Origin of the sequence: Agrobacterium sp. B1(2019), from assembly GCF_008274755.1 — a bacterium.
GTDB classification, from domain to species: domain Bacteria; phylum Pseudomonadota; class Alphaproteobacteria; order Rhizobiales; family Rhizobiaceae; genus Agrobacterium; species Agrobacterium salinitolerans.
Genome location: NZ_VTPB01000002.1, coordinates 311444 through 329419 on the forward strand (window position 1 = coordinate 311444; position 17976 = coordinate 329419).

Here is a 17976-nt window from a genome sequence, read left to right on the forward strand (position 1 = left end):
GTACTATTACCGAACCTGATAGGCTTTAAGATGAACATCCGTCAGATTGAAGCGCTTCGAGCGATTATGAAGGCCGGTTCCGCATCACGAGCGGCCGAAATAATGGGAATCACACAACCCGCTGTTAGTCGTTTGATTGCGGAGTTGGAGAAAACAATCGGGTTCCCGTTATTCGACAGGGTCCGTGGTCGGTTGGAGCCCACAGACCAATGCCGAATTTTCTACGCTGACGTCGAGCGAACCTTCGTAGGGCTCGAAGTTCTGAAGCATTCGGCATCTCAGATTCGCGAACGTGGCCCGGGCATTGTGAGGGTTGCCAATATGCCTGGGATTGGATTGCCGGTAGTGGCCCGCGCAGTGACCGAATTTCGCCTCCTGCATCCAGAAGTCACGGTTTCATCGCAATTGATGTCCACCGCGGAAGTATGGACGGCATTGGGTACTGGCCAAGTCGATATTGGAGTGGCTCCCAAGGAGACCGACCTTCCTGGGATCGAGTACCATCATTTCTCTGGAGATGCTGCGGTGTGCGCTATGTCTCCGCGACACAGGCTGGCGTCAAAGGACGTAATAACACCAGCTGACCTCGATGGAGCCGAATACATCGCTCATACGCCGGCTGCTCGAATGCGGCGCGCGATGGCAGAGTTAATGGAAAGGGATGGCTACAAGTTTAACGTTGTTGCCGAGACGCCTATGTGTATGACATTGCTTTCGATGATCAGCAGCGGCGTTGGTGTCGGACTGGTGAACCCCATGTCGGTCGAGGGACTCGGAAACTTAGATGTTGTACTGCGTCCCTTCAAACCGACTTTACCCTTGAATTTCTTTCTCGGATATCGCGTCGATACTCCACCTTCGCGCTACGTTCTCTCCATGTCAAAATGCCTATTCGCCGCTAGGCCAACCGGCGAAAGCCGCTTGTCTGCGGAGCAACCCGCGATAGATGCTTCGCGCGAGGCAATCGCTTGAACGAGCAATCCGCTCTCTGTCTCGTATTTTTGCCGTTCACATCGCTTTGCAACACGGCTATACGCATCTGTGCGTCTACCTACGGTTTTTCCTTGATTGGCTATGCCTTGATGGCATCGATGAAGGCTCGAAATCCTGCCGACATGTTTTTGCGGCTCGGGTAGTACAGGTACAGTGGCTCCTCTGGCTGGCACCAATCTTCCAGAACCTTGACCAGCCTTCCCGCGGCAACGGAGGCCGCAACCCGGTCTTCCCATACGTAAGCGAGCGCCACTCCGTCCAATGCTGCTCTTGTCATGAGTTCGTGATCATCAAGCGACAGTGGTCCGGTAGGCTGGAAAGTGATCGTATGACCGTTTTTGGAGAACTCCCACGGATAGCGCGCGCCAGACGGAAACATGTTCTGAATACATAGGTGTCGTTTCAGGTCATGCGGGGTCTCCGGCACAGGCCTTCGCTGAAAATATGACGGTGATCCCACGACGACGAGGCGCAATGTCGGCCTAATGCGCACCGCAATCATTCCTTCGCCTACGCGTTCACCAAAGCGAATCCCCGCGTCGTAGCCCTCTTTTACGATATCGACGAGTCTATCCGTGGCGCTTATTTCGAGTTCTAGGTTCGGATTCTTCTCCAGTAATGGTCCAATGACGGCCCCAATTACGAAGGGTGCGATCGAATTCGGGACATTTAGTTTTATTCTTCCAAACGGCGTATGCCTGAAGCGGTTGAGCGCATCAAGGGCAGACGCGATTTCAGCAAACGCTGGATCGAGATGCGATTGAAGTAATTCGCCCGCCTCGGTCAACGATACGCTACGCGTCGTTCTGTTGAGGAGACGGATTCCGATCCGTTGCTCTAGGTTGAGAACTGCGTGGCTGATGGCGGATGCAGTAACCCCTCTCTCTTCCCCCGCTTTGCGAAAACTCTTGTGGCGGGCGACTGCTGAGAAGGCCGATAATTCCGAGAGGTCTGTCGATCTCATTGATGAGCCTAGTTCATCATTGTTTCAAATAAAAGCAATCTTATACATCAGTCCGAATTCGGTCAAATTCCACACATCAGCAGCGAGCTGGTTAATATCACTTCGGAAGGAGACCATCATGAAAGTCTGGTTCATCACGGGCGCATCCCGCGGATTCGGAGCGCTGATCACAAAAGAAGCTTTGGCCGCCGGCGACGCTGTTGTTGCCACGGCAAGGAATCCCAAGACAGTCATCGAGCAGATCGGCGAGCATCCAAACCTACTGCCTGTCGCGCTTGACGTTACCAGCGAAGCCCAGGCAAATGAAGCTGCGGCGGTCGCCATCCAGCGTTTTGGCCGGATCGACATACTCGCCAACAACGCAGGTTATGGCCTGCTCGGCGCGGTCGAGGAAGCCACGAACCAGGAAATCGAGGCAATTTACGCCACCAACGTATTCGGGCTCTTGAAAGTAACCCGTGCAGTTTTACCGCACATGCGCCGCCAACGATCTGGTCATATCCTGAACTTCTCCTCAATCGGCGGCTACTTCGGCTACCCTGGCTGGGGAGTATACGGCTCTACGAAGTTCGCTGTCGAAGGCCTTTCTGAATCGCTGGCGACCGAGGTTGCACCATTTGGCATCAAGGTCACAATCGTTGAGCCAGGGTTCTTCCGCACTGACTTCCTGAACGACAACTCGTTAGCAGTTAGCCCGGCCACAATCGCAGACTATGTCGGCACGCCCGCAGGAGATATGCGCGATTTCGCAGCAGTAGCGAATCATGGTCAGCCCGGTGATCCGGCAAAATTCGCAAAGGGCATTATGACCCTTGCAAATGCCGCCAATCCGCCCCTGCGCATGCCTTTCGGCAGCGATACTGTCGCGAAGATCGAGGAGCAAAACGCGAGTGTTGCCGAGGAACTTGCGCAATGGCGAAACCTCGCAGTTTCCACAGACTTCACCGCCTAATCTCCCCCTTATAGCCCCGGCGATAATTCGCCGGGGCCAAGCGTTGCTGCAAATTGCGTAAACTTGACCTCCACCCATCAATGGATGTGTGTGAATTTTTGCTGCCTATTGAGAAACCAATTGCTTATTTGACGCCCGGTAGAGCAACGTTAGGCGCAGCACCCAGAGTTTTCCACGTGGTCGGGGAGTGTAAAATGGCTTCAGAAGCACACGGTATGGAGCTACTGCCCGTAATAGGGCTCCTCGGTGCTGCAATTGTTGCAGCTCCACTATTCAAGCGTCTCGGCCTTGGCTCAGTCCTTGGTTATCTTGCTGGTGGCGTGGTGATCGGCCCGTTCGGCGCGCGGCTGTTGAATGACCCAGCTTTCATCTTGAACGTAGCCGAACTCGGCGTCGTGATGTTCCTCTTCATAATCGGGTTAGAGATGAGGCCCTCACGTTTGTGGGGTTTACGACGTGAAATTTTTGGGCTTGGCGTCGCGCAAGTGGGGTTATGCGCCGTATGCCTAACTGCCATTGGTGTTCTTACCGGTTTCCCACTAGCGCCCTCATTTGTGGCTGGTGCCGGATTTGTTTTGACTTCGACTGCTATCGTTATGCAGCTTCTTGAGGAAAAAGGTGAGATTTCGACGCCAAAGGGCCAGCGGATTGTCTCGATCCTCCTATTGGAAGATATCTCAATTGTGCCCCTACTCGCCTTGGTCGCTTTCCTCGCTCCAATCGTTCCAGGTACTCCGGCGGCGAATGAGGGCATAAACTGGATGGCAATCGGCATCGGAGTCGCGTCGATAGCGGGGTTGGTTCTGGCTGGACGCTATCTCTTAAATCCATTGTTCGAGGTGATCGCTGGCGCTGGTGCGCGCGAAGTTATGACGGCGGCGGCACTTCTTGTGGTGCTTGGTTCAGCTTACGTGATGCAACTCGGTGGCCTGTCTATGGCCATGGGCGCATTTCTTGCCGGTGTACTATTATCAGAGTCGACTTTTCGACATCAATTGGAAGCCGACGTTGAGCCGTTCCGCGGCATTTTATTGGGCCTGTTTTTCTTGGCAGTCGGTATGTCGCTCGATCTAACCGTTATCGCCGAGAACTGGCAGACCATCCTATTCTACGTAGTCGCATACATGGTTATTAAAGCCATCGTTATTTACGCGATCGCTCGACTGTTAAAGTCCTCCCATTGGGAGGCTCTCGAGCGGTCAATATTCATGGCACAGGGTGGAGAGTTCGCATTCGTCCTTTACACGGCTGCGTTGGCGGCAGGAATAATTACCCTTGAACAGAGCGCAGTACTCACGTCAATCATCATCCTTTCCATGGTACTGACGCCGCTGATGATCGCTCTTTTGAGTTTTGTGGAAAAGTCGATCCCCCCCTCCATGGAAGGCGCTCGGCGACCGGAGAACCTTAAAGGTAGTGTTCTAATCATCGGTTTCGGTAGAGTGGGACAGATTGTTAGTCAGCTTCTTCTCGACCGCGGCCATGACATATCGATCATCGATACCGACGTTGAGATGATAAACACCGCGAGAGAATTCGAATTCGAGGTCTATTACGGAGACGGAAAACGACTCGATATCCTTCACGCAGCCGGCGCTGAACGCGCCCAAGCGATTATAGTTTGCGTCGATAAATCAGAGGACGCAACTCGGATTGTTCAACTCGTTAAAGCCGAGTTTTCGTTGGTCCCAGTTTTGGCGCGCGCGGCCGACCGACGCCATGCCCTCGAGCTTCAAAACGCAGGTTCCGATTTTCACATCCGCGAAACCTTCGAGTCGGCGATGGTCCTCGGACAAAAGGCGCTTGAAATCATGGGTGCTGAACTTCATGAGATCGATGAAATCGCGCGGTTTGTCAGACAGCGTGACGCACGTCGCTTTCAGTTGGAGGAGTCTGGGGGGTTGTCGGCCGGAAAGCCTATGTTTAGTGGCAAGCGTGTACCGCGAGAGGTTTCACCCGACGTTTGATCGGGAGTATCAACGTCGGGCGTCGGTTCGGCTCTCTCTGGATTAAGCAGTCTAATTTCGTCCGCAACCAATTTTTGCAGACGCCATAGCTTTCTGTCATGTATACCAAATTCTTCAAGATGAAGGACGGTGTTGTATAGGTAGGCCGCGCAGGACCCGGCATAACCACAAGCCCTAGCCAGCGTCCACGCCACGCGCTCAAGGGACTGCTGAAGTATCACCCCTTCACCACCGATGGGACCAACCCAAAAACTCAACGCACGAATGGGGCCTTTCTCGGATAAAACCTTGATCCATCGGGTTGTGTAAACGCTCTCGTGATCCCAAACTTCACGTCTTAGCAGTCGCTCGATTGCTCTATTGTGATCGTTTCTGGCGACTTTGAGCAAGAAGCCGTCACACCGCCCACCCCGCTCCAGGGCCATCATCAACCCGGGTTGCTCGGGTGTCCCTCGCCATGTGAGGAGTTCAAGACAGAACGACCGATGCCAACCATAAGCCATCCCTTTCATTCGATCTGTTACCTCGAACTCTGGTTTCCAAATGAGTGAACCGTACGCAAACACCCAGAGATCGTTGTCGCCGATTTCCTCAGAAAAGCGAGAGACCAGTCCACTGTAGTCAGCATTCGAAAGCGGCGTCCATCTTTCGTCTGGCGGAGGCTCGGCGACCGCACGTTCGCAAAGCGCTACCAGTTCCGGTGTGAGAGACATTTTACGCATTGATAGCACCCTGCCGCCCTCTTTGAGTAATAGAGGATGTAATAGGATTGACTGTCAAGATTTCGTTCCGGTGCTGAGCTACTAGCCACTGCCGTCCTTCAACTGTCGAGATACCATCCAGTTATGGCAACCACGAGGGAAAAGAAATTCACTGAGGCGGTCGAGTACATCTTCAAATGCTGGGATAGCTTCACATCATCCCTCGACAACAGCCCGATTTGCCGCACTCAATATACCGCAAACCAAGTTCTTCGCCGGGAGCACGCTGGTAACGTCGATCCCAGCTTAAAGGAAAGCATTGCAACACCAGGAAAGCTCGGTTCCTTCCCTATGAACCGAGCGCAATTATAGTCTATCAAACTGAGAAGCTCTTCTTACCCCCCGGTGACACTCATGTGGCGGGCGACAGCCGGGCGTCTGTGGGTGCGGTCGATGATGAAATCGTGGCCCTTGGGCTTGCGCAGAATGGCCTCGTCAATGGCCCTTGAAAGATAGGCGTCGTCATCGGAGGCGCGCAGCGCGGTGCGCAGGTCTGCGGCGTCGTCCTGGCCCAGGCACATATAGAGCGTGCCGGTGCAGGTGAGGCGCACGCGGTTGCAGCTCTCGCAGAAATTGTGCGTCATCGGGGTGATGAAACCGAGCCTGCCGCCTGTCTCGCCAACGGTCACATACCGGGCAGGGCCGCCCGTCCGATAATCGATCTCCGACAGGGTGAACTGCTCTTCCAGCGATGCCCGGAGTTCGGAAAGCGGCAGGTAGCGGTCGGTCCGGTCTTCCTCGATCTCGCCAATCGGCATCGTTTCGATCACGGTCAGGTCCATGCCGCGGCCATGGGCGAAGCGCATCAGTTCAGGGATTTCAGCCTCGTTGAAATCCTTCAGTGCCACCGCGTTGAGCTTCACCTTGATCCCGGCGGCAAGGGCTGCATCCAGCCCTTCCATCACGCGTGCCAGATCGCCCCAGCGGGTGATCTGGCGGAACTTGTCGGCGTCGAGCGTGTCGAGCGAAACGTTTATGCGCCTGACGCCGCAATCGGCCAGCTCGGCCGCAAACTTCGACAGCTGCGAGCCGTTGGTGGTCAGCGTCAGTTCGTCCAGCGTGCCGGTGTGGACATGACGTCCGAGGTTGCGCACCAGCGCCATGATGTTCTTGCGCACCAGCGGCTCACCGCCGGTCAGCCTCAACTTGCGCACGCCGCGCGCGACGAAGACGGAACAGAGACGGTCGAGTTCTTCGAGCGTCAGAAGGTCCTTCTTCGGCAGGAAGGTCATGTGCTCGGACATGCAGTAGCTGCAGCGGAAGTCGCAGCGATCGGTCACCGAAACGCGCAGATAGGTGATCTCCCTTTCGTAGCGATCAATCAAGGGCCTTTGCCTATAGTCAGTACGAGTCATGCCCGAGACTGTCCCCCAATTGGACTTCAACCAGATACCTGTATAGCTTAATCACTCCAGCGTCTGATTTCGATTATATATACGTATAGTACTGCCTGCCCACCTACGGCCGGTAATACTGTAAGCTGCAAGTCCAACAAAGCAGTGCCTTGGGGAAGGTAGACGACGCGTTCCGAAATGACCCGCAATCCGCCGCGTGATGAGCTGTTTACGATTGCGACCGCGCTCTGGCAACAGAAATGGTCCCCGCCTAGTTCAGCCAGATATCGGGTTGGACAACCTGTATATCGCGCGGGGACGGGTACAGGTGTAAACCATGCCAATTCCGTAGCACATGCAGCCAGCGCCGCAGGTCGCGATGTGATGGCACCGAAGCCCCTGGGTGGCGCAAAGTATATGGACATCGTCAGTTCGTATCACGCTGTGCGGTACCCACTTGAACGCGCGCGCGTGTGTTGAGAATTCTAGTGCTTTTTCATAGTCGATATCAGCGATTGCCTGAACCAGCGGCTCAGGGAACCCGTTCTCAAACGTCACTGTACCATACAGAGCAGTCCCTAAGTCTCCGCTGCTGCGCTTTTCGAGCCACTCAGGTAAGGTTTGGTTTTTTTCCAGTGCATCTTCAGACATTACAGGCTCTCCCCCTCCCGTCTCGCTGAGGCTTAACCATACCACAGAGATACCGGCCCGCAATTACCTTAAATCTTCACAGTAACCTGAGCCCAACAACCACGATCCCGGCGACAGATGCGCCTTCTTCCGAGTGGCTTCTCTGATCGGCGTCCCGACGTCAGGCATCCTGGCAAATCTCGCTTCGCTCCGGCCTCCGAGGAAGTGTGAATGCCTGTTGCGTCGCCGACCTTCGGTGCGCTTGCCCGTAAAAATCAGGTTGGAATCCAAGTTCTGAAATGCGCCCGATCAAAATTTCCCTGAGTGGTGCGAAATCCATGGTTGTCATGTCAGGCTCTGTCGTACGCCTCGATGTTCTCCGACAATTCTCATGTCGGATGTCGTACGCCGCAACCCACCCAGTGAAGGGATCGAGCTTCGCTGGCCCATCAGGATTGTCAATGTGAGAAAAGGGGCCCGTAGAAGCGACAAATGTCACGACGGAGACAAGCGTAGCTGATGACAGCCATACGAAAGTTTAATGGGTTTAAAATTCGGAAAAATCGTCGAAAGTGAATGACCACAGGTATCAGTTGTTTTCCTACGAGAAGTAGGGTTTAGCGCTTCGAGCCCCGCCAGGTTTCCTGCAAAGTAAGGAGACCCGTGTCGCCACAAACGACGTCGCTCTCGAGCTAACTCTTCTAGTTGCCAGCGAGAACATCCACTTCGAAATCCGGCGTGCTAATATGAACGGTGTGCCCCCTAGCCGCGCGAACCAAATTCTGAATCACAACTACTTATCATTGACCGAATGCTGATCGCATTCGACACTTCCCAAATCACATTTGTATTGTCCCGACTGGAGAACCGGGGATGTTTCTTTTAGACACAAGTGTTTTGAGCCAAGCGCAATATAAAAAAGCCCATCCCTCTGTAGCAGAGTGGCTTTCCGAGCAGGATGATTTGGCAATTCCATTTCCGGTTCTATTGGAAATCCAACAAGGGATTGTCGACATCGGCGCGAGTCATCCAAGTCTCGCCGCAGAAATAATTGCCTGGTTTGACGAACTACTTGAGTGGGATTTTAAGTATCCAGAAATCAACCATGAAGTTGCAAAAACTTTAGCCAAGCTTCAATGCTGTGAACCGCTAAATCATCTCTGGTACACAAACCCTGAAAATCCAAGGAGACGAAAACCGGGGCAAGACCTGTTTATAGCGGCCGTTTCCATAGTCCACGGAATGCCTATAGCAACGCTCAACGGAAAAGATTTCGCGCTGATAGCCCGATACTTCTCACTGCCTGGAGTTTACAATCCGGCGTTCTCAGTGTGGGTTGTCGAACAATCAGTAAGTCCAAACAGGGGCAGCTATTCGACGATGAAATACGCTTAGCGGTCTTTCGGACCGCCACGAGATAGTAAAGCGCCAACAGGCCCCTTCGGCCGAGGCTTGAATGTGATTTCGAAGAATCCATTCTCGTCACGTACACTTTGAGGGCGATCATTACGCGCAGCGTCAAAGACTTCTGATATTCGACCTTCAGCGTCTTTCCGCTCCCAGATAGCTATAGGTTCCCGCACGTGACCCTCATTCACTGACGTCTCACAATAACCGATTCCTGTGAAATTGTGAACGTCGGCGAGCGAATACCAAACCGCGAGTTCTTCAAATACATCTTCGCCTGCGCATATGGGGAGGCTGGAAATTCCAGATGAGTTTCGGGCCAAAGACCCTCATGGTCTCGAACGCTGGTTATGGTCAGTCTCCCAAAACCTGACCACGCTGTAAGATTTGAGCTTGATCGTTCACGAAATCTTCGAAGCGAAGAAGCAGCTCGTTGAACCTCGTCGTTTGTTCCCAGTGAACGGCATGGCCAGCTTCCTTAATGCGAATTGGCTCGCCTTCCCAGAGGTTCGCGAAATCCAGACCGTCGATGTATTCGAGGTTTATCACCGCATCATTCTCACCATTTACGATCGCGATGGGGATCGGTGAAGTCTCTACAGTATGACGCTGATTGCTACCCTCCCCTCTCACGGCCGCTTCGATCATAAGCTGGCGCGCAATACCGTCAGTTCGCCGCACCGCATTGAGAAAGAATTCTTCATCAGCACCGTCACTTCCCAGAGCGAGTTCGACAACCATCCTCACCTGATCGTCACTCAACACCGGACTGCCTGTATAGGCCATTTCGGGGCTAGGTTTGAATCCCGCCTGCAAGCCTTCAGGAGAGTTTGCGATCGGCGGTGTCCCAAAAATCATGGCTCCATCTATCGAAGCTTTCTTCGCCAACATTTCAAGGACGACATGTCCACCCAGGGAGTGCCCGAGCGCCACGAACCGGTCCACGTTCATACCCGACAATGCCTCAAGCAGTGCGTCCGCATAACCAGGGATGCTGTATGTGCGCTGGGGATCAATTGCATCGTCAGAAAAACCGTGTCCGGGGAGATCGAACGCGATCACACGTCGCACTCCAGATAGAGCCTTAATCTGAGGCCTGAACGCCTCTTTGCAGAGCGAGTTGGCATGTACCATCACCACAGGAACGCCGGCCCCTTTTGTGTCGATAAAAGCAATTGACCCGTGTGAAGTGCTAATCCCCGACGTAAACATATCATCGCCCTTCGGTTGATTTTTATGAAATTCACAACCAACAGACAGGCGTCAGATCGTCAAGCCCAGTTATTATAACTGAAGGTCTGACCACCACGGAAATCCGGCCGTGGAGCTTGGCTGCGGCTGCGCGCACGCGGCTCGGGACATCATCAACAGCAGCGGAGGTGCTGCCCTTACTGTTATCGCTAAACGATCTCCGACACCTACGCTACCGACCCTTATTGACGAAGACCGGAACCTCGTGGATGGATCGTCGCGGTTGTGGATGTAACGCGTCGCAGCTCGGCCGGGCTTACGAGGGGTTCGGCCGTTTTCCCTTCAGAATTTTCTTTGCACCAAGCCGTCGGGACGGCACGGTATTCCATCGCGGACCGTAAAGAGCGGGGTAAGAAGTCGCCCCCCACTTTTGCCAGATGTTTCGTCAAAACCGGGCGACTATAGTTCTCTCCCGGTGAACGGAGATATGGACGATGTTCGATCTTGAAGCTCTTGTACCCCTTCTTTTGATCGGGATCGCACTTGTAGTGTTCTTCAAATGGGTCGGCCGGGATATGAGTGGGCCACAAGACAAGAAGAGGCGTGGCCGATGATCCTCAGATGGAGTGGCTTACGAACATCTCTCTAACAAAGCACTCCCATCTCGTGTGGGCCAGATTCACCTGCGAACTACTCAAGGGCGGCAACGAGGAAATCACAAGGGAAGTAAGTTGATCCATAGGTTACGCTGGCTATTGCCTCCCGACACGGATCGTTGGGTTGGCTATCATAATGGCAGAGAGGTAGCTCAGGTCTGGCCGCACGGCTTAGTCGGAAACTCGGTTGCAGAATGGCGTTGGCGGCTTTTGGTCCGCGAACTGGCGGGTTCAGTCACTGGCACAACCGACGACGATCATGATCGTTACCGAGCCCAACGCCAAGCGTCAGACGCATACTTCACCTACTTTGCGTAATCCTCTAACCTGATGACTGCGGCGACGCCTGAACTATGCGCCATCACCAACCAGATCGGCCAATGCAATTTTTCCGATCGTCAGATATTGTTTCATGTCGCCCTCGGTTGGTGCTTCGGCACCGAGTTCCTGCGCCATGCTCCAACTAGAGAAGGTTCTCACGACGTCTCTGTTTTGAGGCAAGCTTTTTTTGATTTGGAGAGGTTCTCTTTTTGCCTCGCAGCTCTGATAGTGTCACCTATCGCAGACCCTCAGAAGAAGGGTACGAAACCTTTTTATCTCAGGTTCTGTGTGACCGTGCGATAACAAGCCTCTTCGCCGCCGACACTGGTTTTAGAAACTGCCTTCCAGTGATCCCTCTCGAAATCGAAGAACTCGACGACGCACGTTTTGGTTTCGTAGTTCAACCACTGAGCGGCAACGAGGCGACTGTCGCGACGGAAGTCCAAGCTGAGATACATGTGTTCTTCGCCTCCGCGCGGAAACGAACTAGGCCGACATGTCTGATTGTTCGCGACGACAACGAAGGAACACCCTGAGCCACAGCCGATCTGGATCAGCGTGTAGCGGCCGGCGAAATCTGGGCCTTTGCGCATGCCGTCACGGATTCGGGTTCTAAAACTGTTGTACTCTCGGTCGCGGCCCTTAAAGTCAGGCATCACCGTTTGGCCCGAAAATCGAGCTTGGACGGGATAATCAGAAGGAACCGGGCGCTTGAACGTGGAGGTAGAAGAGCCCCCCGCCGAGCCCTCCACCTTGTAGGATGTCGTCTCGCAAGCGTGCCACTGCATCTGGTAGCCATACTCACCTTCTCGCCCGTAACACCAACCGACAGCTTGCAGTTTGTCGCCAACGGACTCCCGGCGCTCACAAGCCAAGTGTGTTTCGGGCAAATCGCCGCTACCGCCGCGACACGAGGAATTCAGTTCCTCCCACTGCGCAATCAAACGTACGGGCCGGGTGACATTCTTGTCTGTCAGGATGACCTTCCCGCTTTCGGATAGGACGACACCAGAGCTCCAATCCAACACAAAGGAGAACTCTGCGGAACCGGACGAAACTCGGTCACCGACATCGCGCTTTGCATACCAATCCACGACACCTTCAGCTTTGCAGGTTTCAGTACAGGTAACCTGCATCGAGCCTGCCTTCACGCTATAAGCACGTATTGGCCATCTGTTTGCGAAGTCTCGCTTTTCGGCGAGCACAGAGCTATTGGGCGTAGGCTTGCCAAAGAAATCAACCGTCTTAGCGTACGCCTTTTCCAAGAAGGAAAGCGCGTCGGAGTTCTTGCGTGACCAAGCACCATAATACTCCGCCACGAAGGCTCGTGCTTTCTCCTCGGCAGTGGGTGGGGCAGCTTCGGTGGCCAAAGCTTCAGCAGGTTCGGTCGTCGGAACTGTTTGCGCATTCGAAGCGGTCGACTTCGAGTTCGCGAGGTTGCCCCAAGTCACTTTGTAGGTTTGCATCTCGTTTGAAGTGAGATACCGCATATCGTCGCTGGGCACGGATAGGCTCAACTGAAGTAGCTTTGGGTCCACTTCCATTTCGACAAGATACGTGATGATCTGGGCGGTCAACGCCTGAACGGCTGCGACGGCCGTTGGCCCGTCAATTGCTGCGTCGGGCGAGAAGGAAGATTGATGCACGCCAATCGCGCCTGGTTCAGCTTGACGGATGATACCTCCGACAAACGCGAGCGTGCAGGCGGATGCGCATTGTGTCGACCGGAGCTGCAGTGTCGATAGACCCAGCTTTCGGATCGTCCTACCGTAGGCCATCGCCGAGACAACATTTCCCCCATCGCTATTGAACGTGATCACTTTGGCACCGCTAGAGGCGACCTCTCGTACCAATTGCTCCGGGTTATCGGTTGAGGTGAATTCGCCTTTCAACAGGAGGACGGGTGTAGCGTCGTCGATTGGCACTCGCTCGATGGTGATCTCCGCATGAGCGATCCCAGAGTAGACACCCATTAAGGAAGTCGCCACCACTGCAAAACGCTTTAACACGACCACGCCCCCGTACGCCCTGAATGCTTGCTCCAAGCTCTATCCTTACGCGGACGAGAGGTAACGCTCAACTATTTTGCGGAAGGATGCCAAGCGGATGATTTGGGGATTATGAAAGAAGCAGAGCGCGGGACGCCATGTTACGCTGTCTTTACCAAAGAACTGAGTTGTCATTCGCTGACATTAAGCGCTAACCGATAATTTACGCTCGGCCTCCAAATCTCCATCCGAATTTCAGAATGGGGGTGTGGTGTGATTGAGACGTCGACTGCAGAATGGCATTTTTGTTACAACTTCGACGGGGTAGAGTTGACCGCCGGACAGCTGTACGAGGCGGAAAGGGTAATCGACGTATTCCGGCAGGAGCTACTCAACGATCCGGACGATGCGATTATCGAGTTCCATTTCGGTTGCAATAGCGATCGCATTGAATGGGACGACAAAGACTTCTCCCACATGGAAATCGCACCGAACTTCATAGTCTCTCTCAATTTCGAGGAATTGGGAGCTGGTCGCTTCAATGCAATAACACCCGAAGGGATAGAGGGACTGCTGTTCCGCGGAAGGAACAAAAAGCAGTTCGAACAAGAGCTTCTTACTGCATTGGTATTGGAAAGAGACCGTGTTGCTCACGGCATCGATTCTGAACTACACCTAGAAGGCATCCAGAAACACTTGAGAAGAGCGCGCGGCGCTGCTCTGACGAGTTTCAAAGCTGCAACCGCAAATTGGAAATAGCTTAGTCCGAATAACCTTTGATCAGCGCGGCCTGCTAATTTTCCCAAACCTCGAGTTCCTCGACGGACATATCGCCTTCTGCAATCCGGACCATCACTTCCACGGTGTTTTTATGCGTATTAAAACCAGCCAAGCGAGAATTAGCGATTGCGCCGCTCACTAACTCCTTCGATGATGGCTTTAACCGCTTTGGCATAGACCATGACTTCCCGTGTTTGGATAACGCTTTCCTCATCCCAGACGATGGCGATAAGCACCAGCCACATGTCCGCCCGCCTTACGGGAACTCAGCTGGCCCCGCGGATACAGCAATACTCCGATCCTTGCTCCCGAGCTTGGTTGTTCAAGCTCGGAAATGGATGTGGCAATGGGTCGTCGAATAATCTCTCGGCTAGGTCCGTTCCATCGCTGCAACACTGACCTCGGCCGAGAGGGAAATGCGGCTCTGTTCTCATTGACCGAGTTCGACTCCGACGGCTTTGGATTGATGAGATAATCCTACCTCCCGTGCGCACCCACTGCAGCTTGAACCACCGCAGCGGTCAGAGTTCCTTCCCTTACGAGCTGCGCGTGAAGATCGATCAAAACTTCCCGGCGTTCTTCGAGCAGAGATTTCGCGCGCGCAAATTCCGTCTGCAACGTCGCCTCTACGGCCTTGGCTAGACCCTTCCGCCGATTGCGGTATGCCGCCAGTTCGCGAGGGCTGTTGCCAGGCTCGACGGTTAGCGTATTACCTAAACCCCACGTGATTTCCATCATGGTGGCGAGATCGGTGGCGCGGTTTAAGTCCGCGGTAATGTCGCCTCCCGCACCGTTCTCGAAATTGCTAAACAGCAGCTCTTCCGCTGCGACACCACCGAGCAGAGTGGCAATCTTGTCTTGGAAGTAATGTACCGTTCTCCGATTGAAAGGCTGTTCATCGAACTCGGTACGCCCCATTGTTTGAGGTGATCTGCCATAATAGATCGTCCTTGCAATCGAAACGGACACCAAAGGTTCTGTTTCAAGCAGAACACCGAGGATTGCATGCCCTAGCTCGTGGGCAGCTACACAGCGTTGGACTGCCAGCGGCACCGGGATACAAGGCGGCATGGCGGCCAGGAGATCGTCAAGCGAGATTGGCCGCATTGCTCTCCTTGCAGCTCGACGCGCCTCGCGGACGCAGCGTTCGATGTCTGCTCCAGACCATCCCTCGCTTCCCTTCACGACGCCATCCAAAGTCTCTCCTCTAAGGGCTTCTCGGAGATAGAAACGAAAGATGTCCTGGCGGGAGGAAGCATCGGGAAGCGGGATTGAGAAGTTGCGTTCCAGCCGCCCTGCCCTAAGAAGCGCCGGGTCAATGATACCTGGGTAGTTTGTTGCTCCAATGACAACGACGCCCTCATGTGCTTGCGCACCGTCCAACAACTCCAAGAGCGCGTTGATCACCTGGCGATGGTAGTTGTCGCTACTACCAGTTCTGTCATCACGGTTGGTGAAACTGTCAAACTCGTCGATCAGCAAGATCGCCGGGGATTGTGCTTCGGCATCAGCGAACGCTCTGCGCATTGCTTTTAGCATATCTCCAAGGTGGCCTCTTGCCTGCCACCTCGCTGCTGAACCGAGGATCAATGGTACGTTACACGTCCTCGCTAATGCTGCGGCATATGACGTCTTGCCCGATCCGGGAGGTCCGGAAAGGAGAATACCACAATCGACATCCGCCCAGGAAAGCCCTCCTTCTCTCCAAGCCTTCAGGTCTTCGGCGAGAGAAATCCCCCAGTCTCTCGCCTCTCCATATCCTGCCAGTTCATGTAGCGTAGGCCCAGATGACACGTAGCCCGCAGACCGCGTCCCTTGTACTGTCGCCGGATATCGACTGAGACGCTTGACGCTGGCCGCCATGGATCGACCGCGCCTCCAAGCGAGTTCGACTCGCCTTACGGATTGTGCTGCCAGGAACTCGGATTGAGCCGTCGTGATTGCGACGCCCATTCGGTGTGCTGCTATACGATAGTCACGGGCAGATGGCTCGGACAATGAAACGATAATGTCGGATGCAATGCGCACCTCATCAGTCAACAGTGCGTCGTCCCGAAGAAGAATGATTGCCCGTTTAACCTCTCGGAGCTTCCGGAACCCAGCAAACTCCTCGGAAAGATCGGTTTCTTCGTCAATGAATAACACGTAGTTATTGCCGGGTTCACTGTTAGTCGGATTTGTCCCTGCGAGCAGCCACTTGGCCGCCATTTTGTGCGCATGTGGGTCTGCTTTCGGCGGCAGAACGAATGCTGCGACAAATGACGATCGTCTTTTTAGAAGCCGTTTGATTGGCCTCGAGATGGAGACGATTGCCAGCTGTGTGGCCAGTGTGAGTTCGTATTTAACGCTGTGAAATGGGTCGCGGTTGGCGAAAAGGTTTTCGCTGTAGGATTCCATGGCTGCCTCGGATAATGGAGAAAACGGGTACGCTGGCGTGTCAGTCAGAACCGTATTCGCCGAACCATCGTTTCCGGACCGAGCAACTCCGTATCGAGGTCGATTTCTACGAAGCCGCGCAAAATCAACTGTGCGAGCCCGGCAATTGGTTTGGTTTCAGCAAAAACAGTCAAACAATCTGCTACGCTGAGCGTGCCATGTTCGCTCAATGCTGCTAGTACTCTCAGACGGTCACCAAGTGCTAAAGTGTGGTTGCCGTAGCAGAGCAGGTCCCTGGCATTCTGCAATCGGAACCCCTCGTAGACTTCCTGACGGACGAGACGCCGATACCTCAACCCGTGACGAGAGGCGCAGGCCTCAATCTCCATAGTGTCGATCGGAGAGGCTCTATCGGGTGAATCGATCAACAAGCGACTTCCGTCATCATCGACAATACCAAAATCTGGAACGTGGGCACCTCCTCCGTAATCAAGCGATATCGGCATACAGTGCCAGGAAGTGATCGACGGGTTAACGTCGAATAGGCAGGCGGTATCTCTCGCCACCTGAGAACGGAAGACAGCTGGACCATCACACTTGACGGTCGCTGAAGGCTCGAAAGTACGGATTGATGCGGAGCTGCGGTTTGCGCGAAGTGACTTCGCGGCGTCTGCGATACCCATCTCGAATTCCCCAACGCAATACTGTTGATCGTCGCCGCGAAACTCGCAGCGGGCGGGGATCAACCTATTCGTATGAGGTGGGTCAGATGCTCCATACGCGAACAAATACAGAACAAATCACCGAACGTCAATAAGCGTGTTCTAATTTTTTTAAAAGACCGGACGACGTCTAGCTGTCGTCCGGCCGCTCTGTAGGTCTTATTTCAAGCTTTGCCGTCAACCAAAGCCCGGATCGCCAGGTATAGGGCCACGCTCGGTCCACCGATTTCTTCGTCGGTGTACATGTTCAAAGTCTTTCCCGTGTCGTTGGCCTCCGCAAATCGGACTGAGAGCAGCTTGATAGCCAATTCGACGTCGCCTTCTACCACATTCAATGCATCCAGGACGTGGCGCACTTGGGTGCCTCGAGGCATCGGAATGTTCGCGGTGTTCTTCTCGGCAATGGAACCATCGGGGACCAAGGTGACATTCTGAGCGCTCACGACCATCAACATGCCATCAAGGCAGCGATGAGGTTTATCGGCCAGCAAAGCCATCAGGAAACCAGCCACCACCGACGTCGCTTCGAGAATGCGACGCGCGTGCGTATCCTCGGAGATGGTTGGATGCGGGGCTTTGTTAATCGTACGCGAGGTGCGGGATTTTACAGACATATTGGCTCCTTCTGTCGGGTATTGGGACTCTGAGGGGTATCCCTAAAGTTCCAACCTCAGTGGAGCGGTGTTGAGCGCGGTCGGTGTCGAACTCAGAAACGGTAGAGAGAAGCTCGAGGCAGATGCTCTTCGTCATTTGCTGGCCTTCCCTTTCTGAAATCGAGCGTTCGCAACAGTCTTGTTGGCAAAAAAGTTAGAGCACACCCGGATGGCTTTCAATGGCCCCCACGCGGAAATCAGCGACCTCCGTTGCGATCATCGCGACAGAGGGAAGGCCATAGATTGGTGGGGAACTGCTCGTTCAAACTTCACGTTTGATT

15 protein-coding genes are annotated in these 17976 nt (G+C 54.1%); 5 read left to right on the plus strand and 10 right to left on the minus strand.

Annotated features, from left to right (window positions below):
• Positions 1 to 30 precede the first annotated feature (30 nt).
• Positions 31 to 972 carry a LysR family transcriptional regulator gene (locus tag AGR1_RS16305; RefSeq protein ID WP_149147569.1) on the plus strand — a complete coding sequence of 314 codons (942 nt, stop codon included), beginning with the start codon at positions 31 to 33 and terminating at the stop codon, positions 970 to 972.
• Between the two features lie 100 nt (positions 973 to 1072).
• On the opposite strand, the gene AGR1_RS16310 is transcribed toward AGR1_RS16305, so the two are convergent.
• Positions 1073 to 1957 carry a LysR family transcriptional regulator gene (locus tag AGR1_RS16310; protein WP_149147570.1) on the minus strand — a complete coding sequence of 295 codons (885 nt, stop codon included), beginning with the start codon at positions 1955 to 1957 and terminating at the stop codon, positions 1073 to 1075.
• 118 nt (positions 1958 to 2075) lie between these two features.
• Here AGR1_RS16310 and AGR1_RS16315 point away from each other — a divergent pair, with 118 nt between their 5' ends.
• A complete protein-coding gene (locus AGR1_RS16315) occupies positions 2076 to 2909 on the plus strand; it encodes an SDR family NAD(P)-dependent oxidoreductase (RefSeq protein ID WP_149147571.1) in 834 nt (277 codons plus the stop codon).
• Between the two features lie 194 nt (positions 2910 to 3103).
• On the plus strand, positions 3104 to 4876 hold the full coding sequence (locus tag AGR1_RS16320; protein ID WP_149147572.1) for a monovalent cation:proton antiporter-2 (CPA2) family protein: 1773 nt from the start codon (positions 3104 to 3106) through the stop codon (positions 4874 to 4876).
• On the opposite strand, the gene AGR1_RS16325 is transcribed toward AGR1_RS16320, so the two are convergent.
• From AGR1_RS16325 to AGR1_RS16335, 3 genes are all read right to left on the minus strand, one after another.
• Positions 4789 to 5598 (minus strand): gamma-glutamylcyclotransferase, encoded by an 810-nt coding sequence (locus tag AGR1_RS16325; RefSeq protein ID WP_149147573.1) that lies wholly within the window; start codon positions 5596 to 5598, stop codon positions 4789 to 4791. The two genes, AGR1_RS16320 and AGR1_RS16325, sit on opposite strands and share 88 nt — an antisense overlap.
• 374 nt (positions 5599 to 5972) lie before the next feature.
• Positions 5973 to 6992, minus strand: a complete 1020-nt coding sequence (gene moaA, locus AGR1_RS16330) for a GTP 3',8-cyclase MoaA (protein ID WP_149147574.1) — start codon at positions 6990 to 6992, stop codon at positions 5973 to 5975.
• A 255-nt stretch (positions 6993 to 7247) separates the two neighbouring features.
• Complete coding sequence (locus AGR1_RS16335) at positions 7248 to 7622, minus strand: hypothetical protein (protein WP_149147575.1); 375 nt, start codon at positions 7620 to 7622, stop codon at positions 7248 to 7250.
• A gap of 852 nt (positions 7623 to 8474) precedes the next feature.
• On the opposite strand from AGR1_RS16335, the gene AGR1_RS16340 reads away from it, so the two are divergent.
• Positions 8475 to 8996 carry a PIN domain-containing protein gene (locus tag AGR1_RS16340; RefSeq protein WP_149147576.1) on the plus strand — a complete coding sequence of 174 codons (522 nt, stop codon included), beginning with the start codon at positions 8475 to 8477 and terminating at the stop codon, positions 8994 to 8996.
• A gap of 366 nt (positions 8997 to 9362) precedes the next feature.
• Here AGR1_RS16340 and AGR1_RS16345 read toward each other — a convergent pair whose 3' ends face one another.
• Both AGR1_RS16345 and AGR1_RS16355 read right to left on the minus strand, forming a co-directional pair.
• Positions 9363 to 10220, minus strand: a complete 858-nt coding sequence (locus AGR1_RS16345; RefSeq protein ID WP_149147577.1) for an alpha/beta hydrolase — start codon at positions 10218 to 10220, stop codon at positions 9363 to 9365.
• A gap of 1228 nt (positions 10221 to 11448) precedes the next feature.
• Positions 11449 to 13221, minus strand: coding sequence for a hypothetical protein (locus AGR1_RS16355; RefSeq protein ID WP_246669667.1), 1773 nt, complete (start codon positions 13219 to 13221; stop codon positions 11449 to 11451).
• Between the two features lie 216 nt (positions 13222 to 13437).
• Here AGR1_RS16355 and AGR1_RS16360 point away from each other — a divergent pair, with 216 nt between their 5' ends.
• Positions 13438 to 13923 (plus strand): hypothetical protein, encoded by a 486-nt coding sequence (locus AGR1_RS16360; RefSeq protein ID WP_149147578.1) that lies wholly within the window; start codon positions 13438 to 13440, stop codon positions 13921 to 13923.
• A gap of 140 nt (positions 13924 to 14063) precedes the next feature.
• Here AGR1_RS16360 and AGR1_RS30115 read toward each other — a convergent pair whose 3' ends face one another.
• The 4 genes from AGR1_RS30115 to AGR1_RS16375 all read right to left on the minus strand — a co-directional run bounded on the left by AGR1_RS30115 (position 14064) and on the right by AGR1_RS16375 (position 17656).
• Complete coding sequence (locus AGR1_RS30115; RefSeq protein WP_281406432.1) at positions 14064 to 14189, minus strand: hypothetical protein; 126 nt, start codon at positions 14187 to 14189, stop codon at positions 14064 to 14066.
• A gap of 232 nt (positions 14190 to 14421) precedes the next feature.
• A complete protein-coding gene (locus tag AGR1_RS16365; RefSeq protein ID WP_149147579.1) occupies positions 14422 to 16341 on the minus strand; it encodes an AAA family ATPase in 1920 nt (639 codons plus the stop codon).
• Positions 16342 to 16385: 44 nt separating this feature from the next.
• Positions 16386 to 17003 carry a hypothetical protein gene (locus tag AGR1_RS16370; RefSeq protein WP_149147580.1) on the minus strand — a complete coding sequence of 206 codons (618 nt, stop codon included), beginning with the start codon at positions 17001 to 17003 and terminating at the stop codon, positions 16386 to 16388.
• A 203-nt stretch (positions 17004 to 17206) separates the two neighbouring features.
• Complete coding sequence (locus tag AGR1_RS16375; protein WP_149147581.1) at positions 17207 to 17656, minus strand: hypothetical protein; 450 nt, start codon at positions 17654 to 17656, stop codon at positions 17207 to 17209.
• Positions 17657 to 17976 lie beyond the last annotated feature (320 nt).

What these genes read in the sequence shown, in the direction of transcription:
- AGR1_RS16310 (WP_149147570.1), bottom strand. Translation starts at nt 1,957, where the DNA reads ATGAGATCGACAGACCTCTCGGAATTATCGGCCTTCTCAGCAGTCGCC.
- AGR1_RS16345 (WP_149147577.1), bottom strand. Translation starts at nt 10,220, where the DNA reads ATGTTTACGTCGGGGATTAGCACTTCACACGGGTCAATTGCTTTTATC.
- AGR1_RS16320 (WP_149147572.1), top strand. Translation starts at nt 3,104, where the DNA reads ATGGCTTCAGAAGCACACGGTATGGAGCTACTGCCCGTAATAGGGCTC.
- AGR1_RS16335 (WP_149147575.1), bottom strand. Translation starts at nt 7,622, where the DNA reads ATGTCTGAAGATGCACTGGAAAAAAACCAAACCTTACCTGAGTGGCTC.
- AGR1_RS16325 (WP_149147573.1), bottom strand. Translation starts at nt 5,598, where the DNA reads ATGCGTAAAATGTCTCTCACACCGGAACTGGTAGCGCTTTGCGAACGT.
- AGR1_RS16315 (WP_149147571.1), top strand. Translation starts at nt 2,076, where the DNA reads ATGAAAGTCTGGTTCATCACGGGCGCATCCCGCGGATTCGGAGCGCTG.
- AGR1_RS30115 (WP_281406432.1), bottom strand. Translation starts at nt 14,189, where the DNA reads ATGTGGCTGGTGCTTATCGCCATCGTCTGGGATGAGGAAAGCGTTATC.
- moaA (WP_149147574.1), bottom strand. Translation starts at nt 6,992, where the DNA reads ATGACTCGTACTGACTATAGGCAAAGGCCCTTGATTGATCGCTACGAA.
- AGR1_RS16375 (WP_149147581.1), bottom strand. Translation starts at nt 17,656, where the DNA reads ATGTCTGTAAAATCCCGCACCTCGCGTACGATTAACAAAGCCCCGCAT.
- AGR1_RS16305 (WP_149147569.1), top strand. Translation starts at nt 31, where the DNA reads ATGAACATCCGTCAGATTGAAGCGCTTCGAGCGATTATGAAGGCCGGT.
- AGR1_RS16340 (WP_149147576.1), top strand. Translation starts at nt 8,475, where the DNA reads ATGTTTCTTTTAGACACAAGTGTTTTGAGCCAAGCGCAATATAAAAAA.
- AGR1_RS16370 (WP_149147580.1), bottom strand. Translation starts at nt 17,003, where the DNA reads ATGGGTATCGCAGACGCCGCGAAGTCACTTCGCGCAAACCGCAGCTCC.
- AGR1_RS16365 (WP_149147579.1), bottom strand. Translation starts at nt 16,341, where the DNA reads ATGGAATCCTACAGCGAAAACCTTTTCGCCAACCGCGACCCATTTCAC.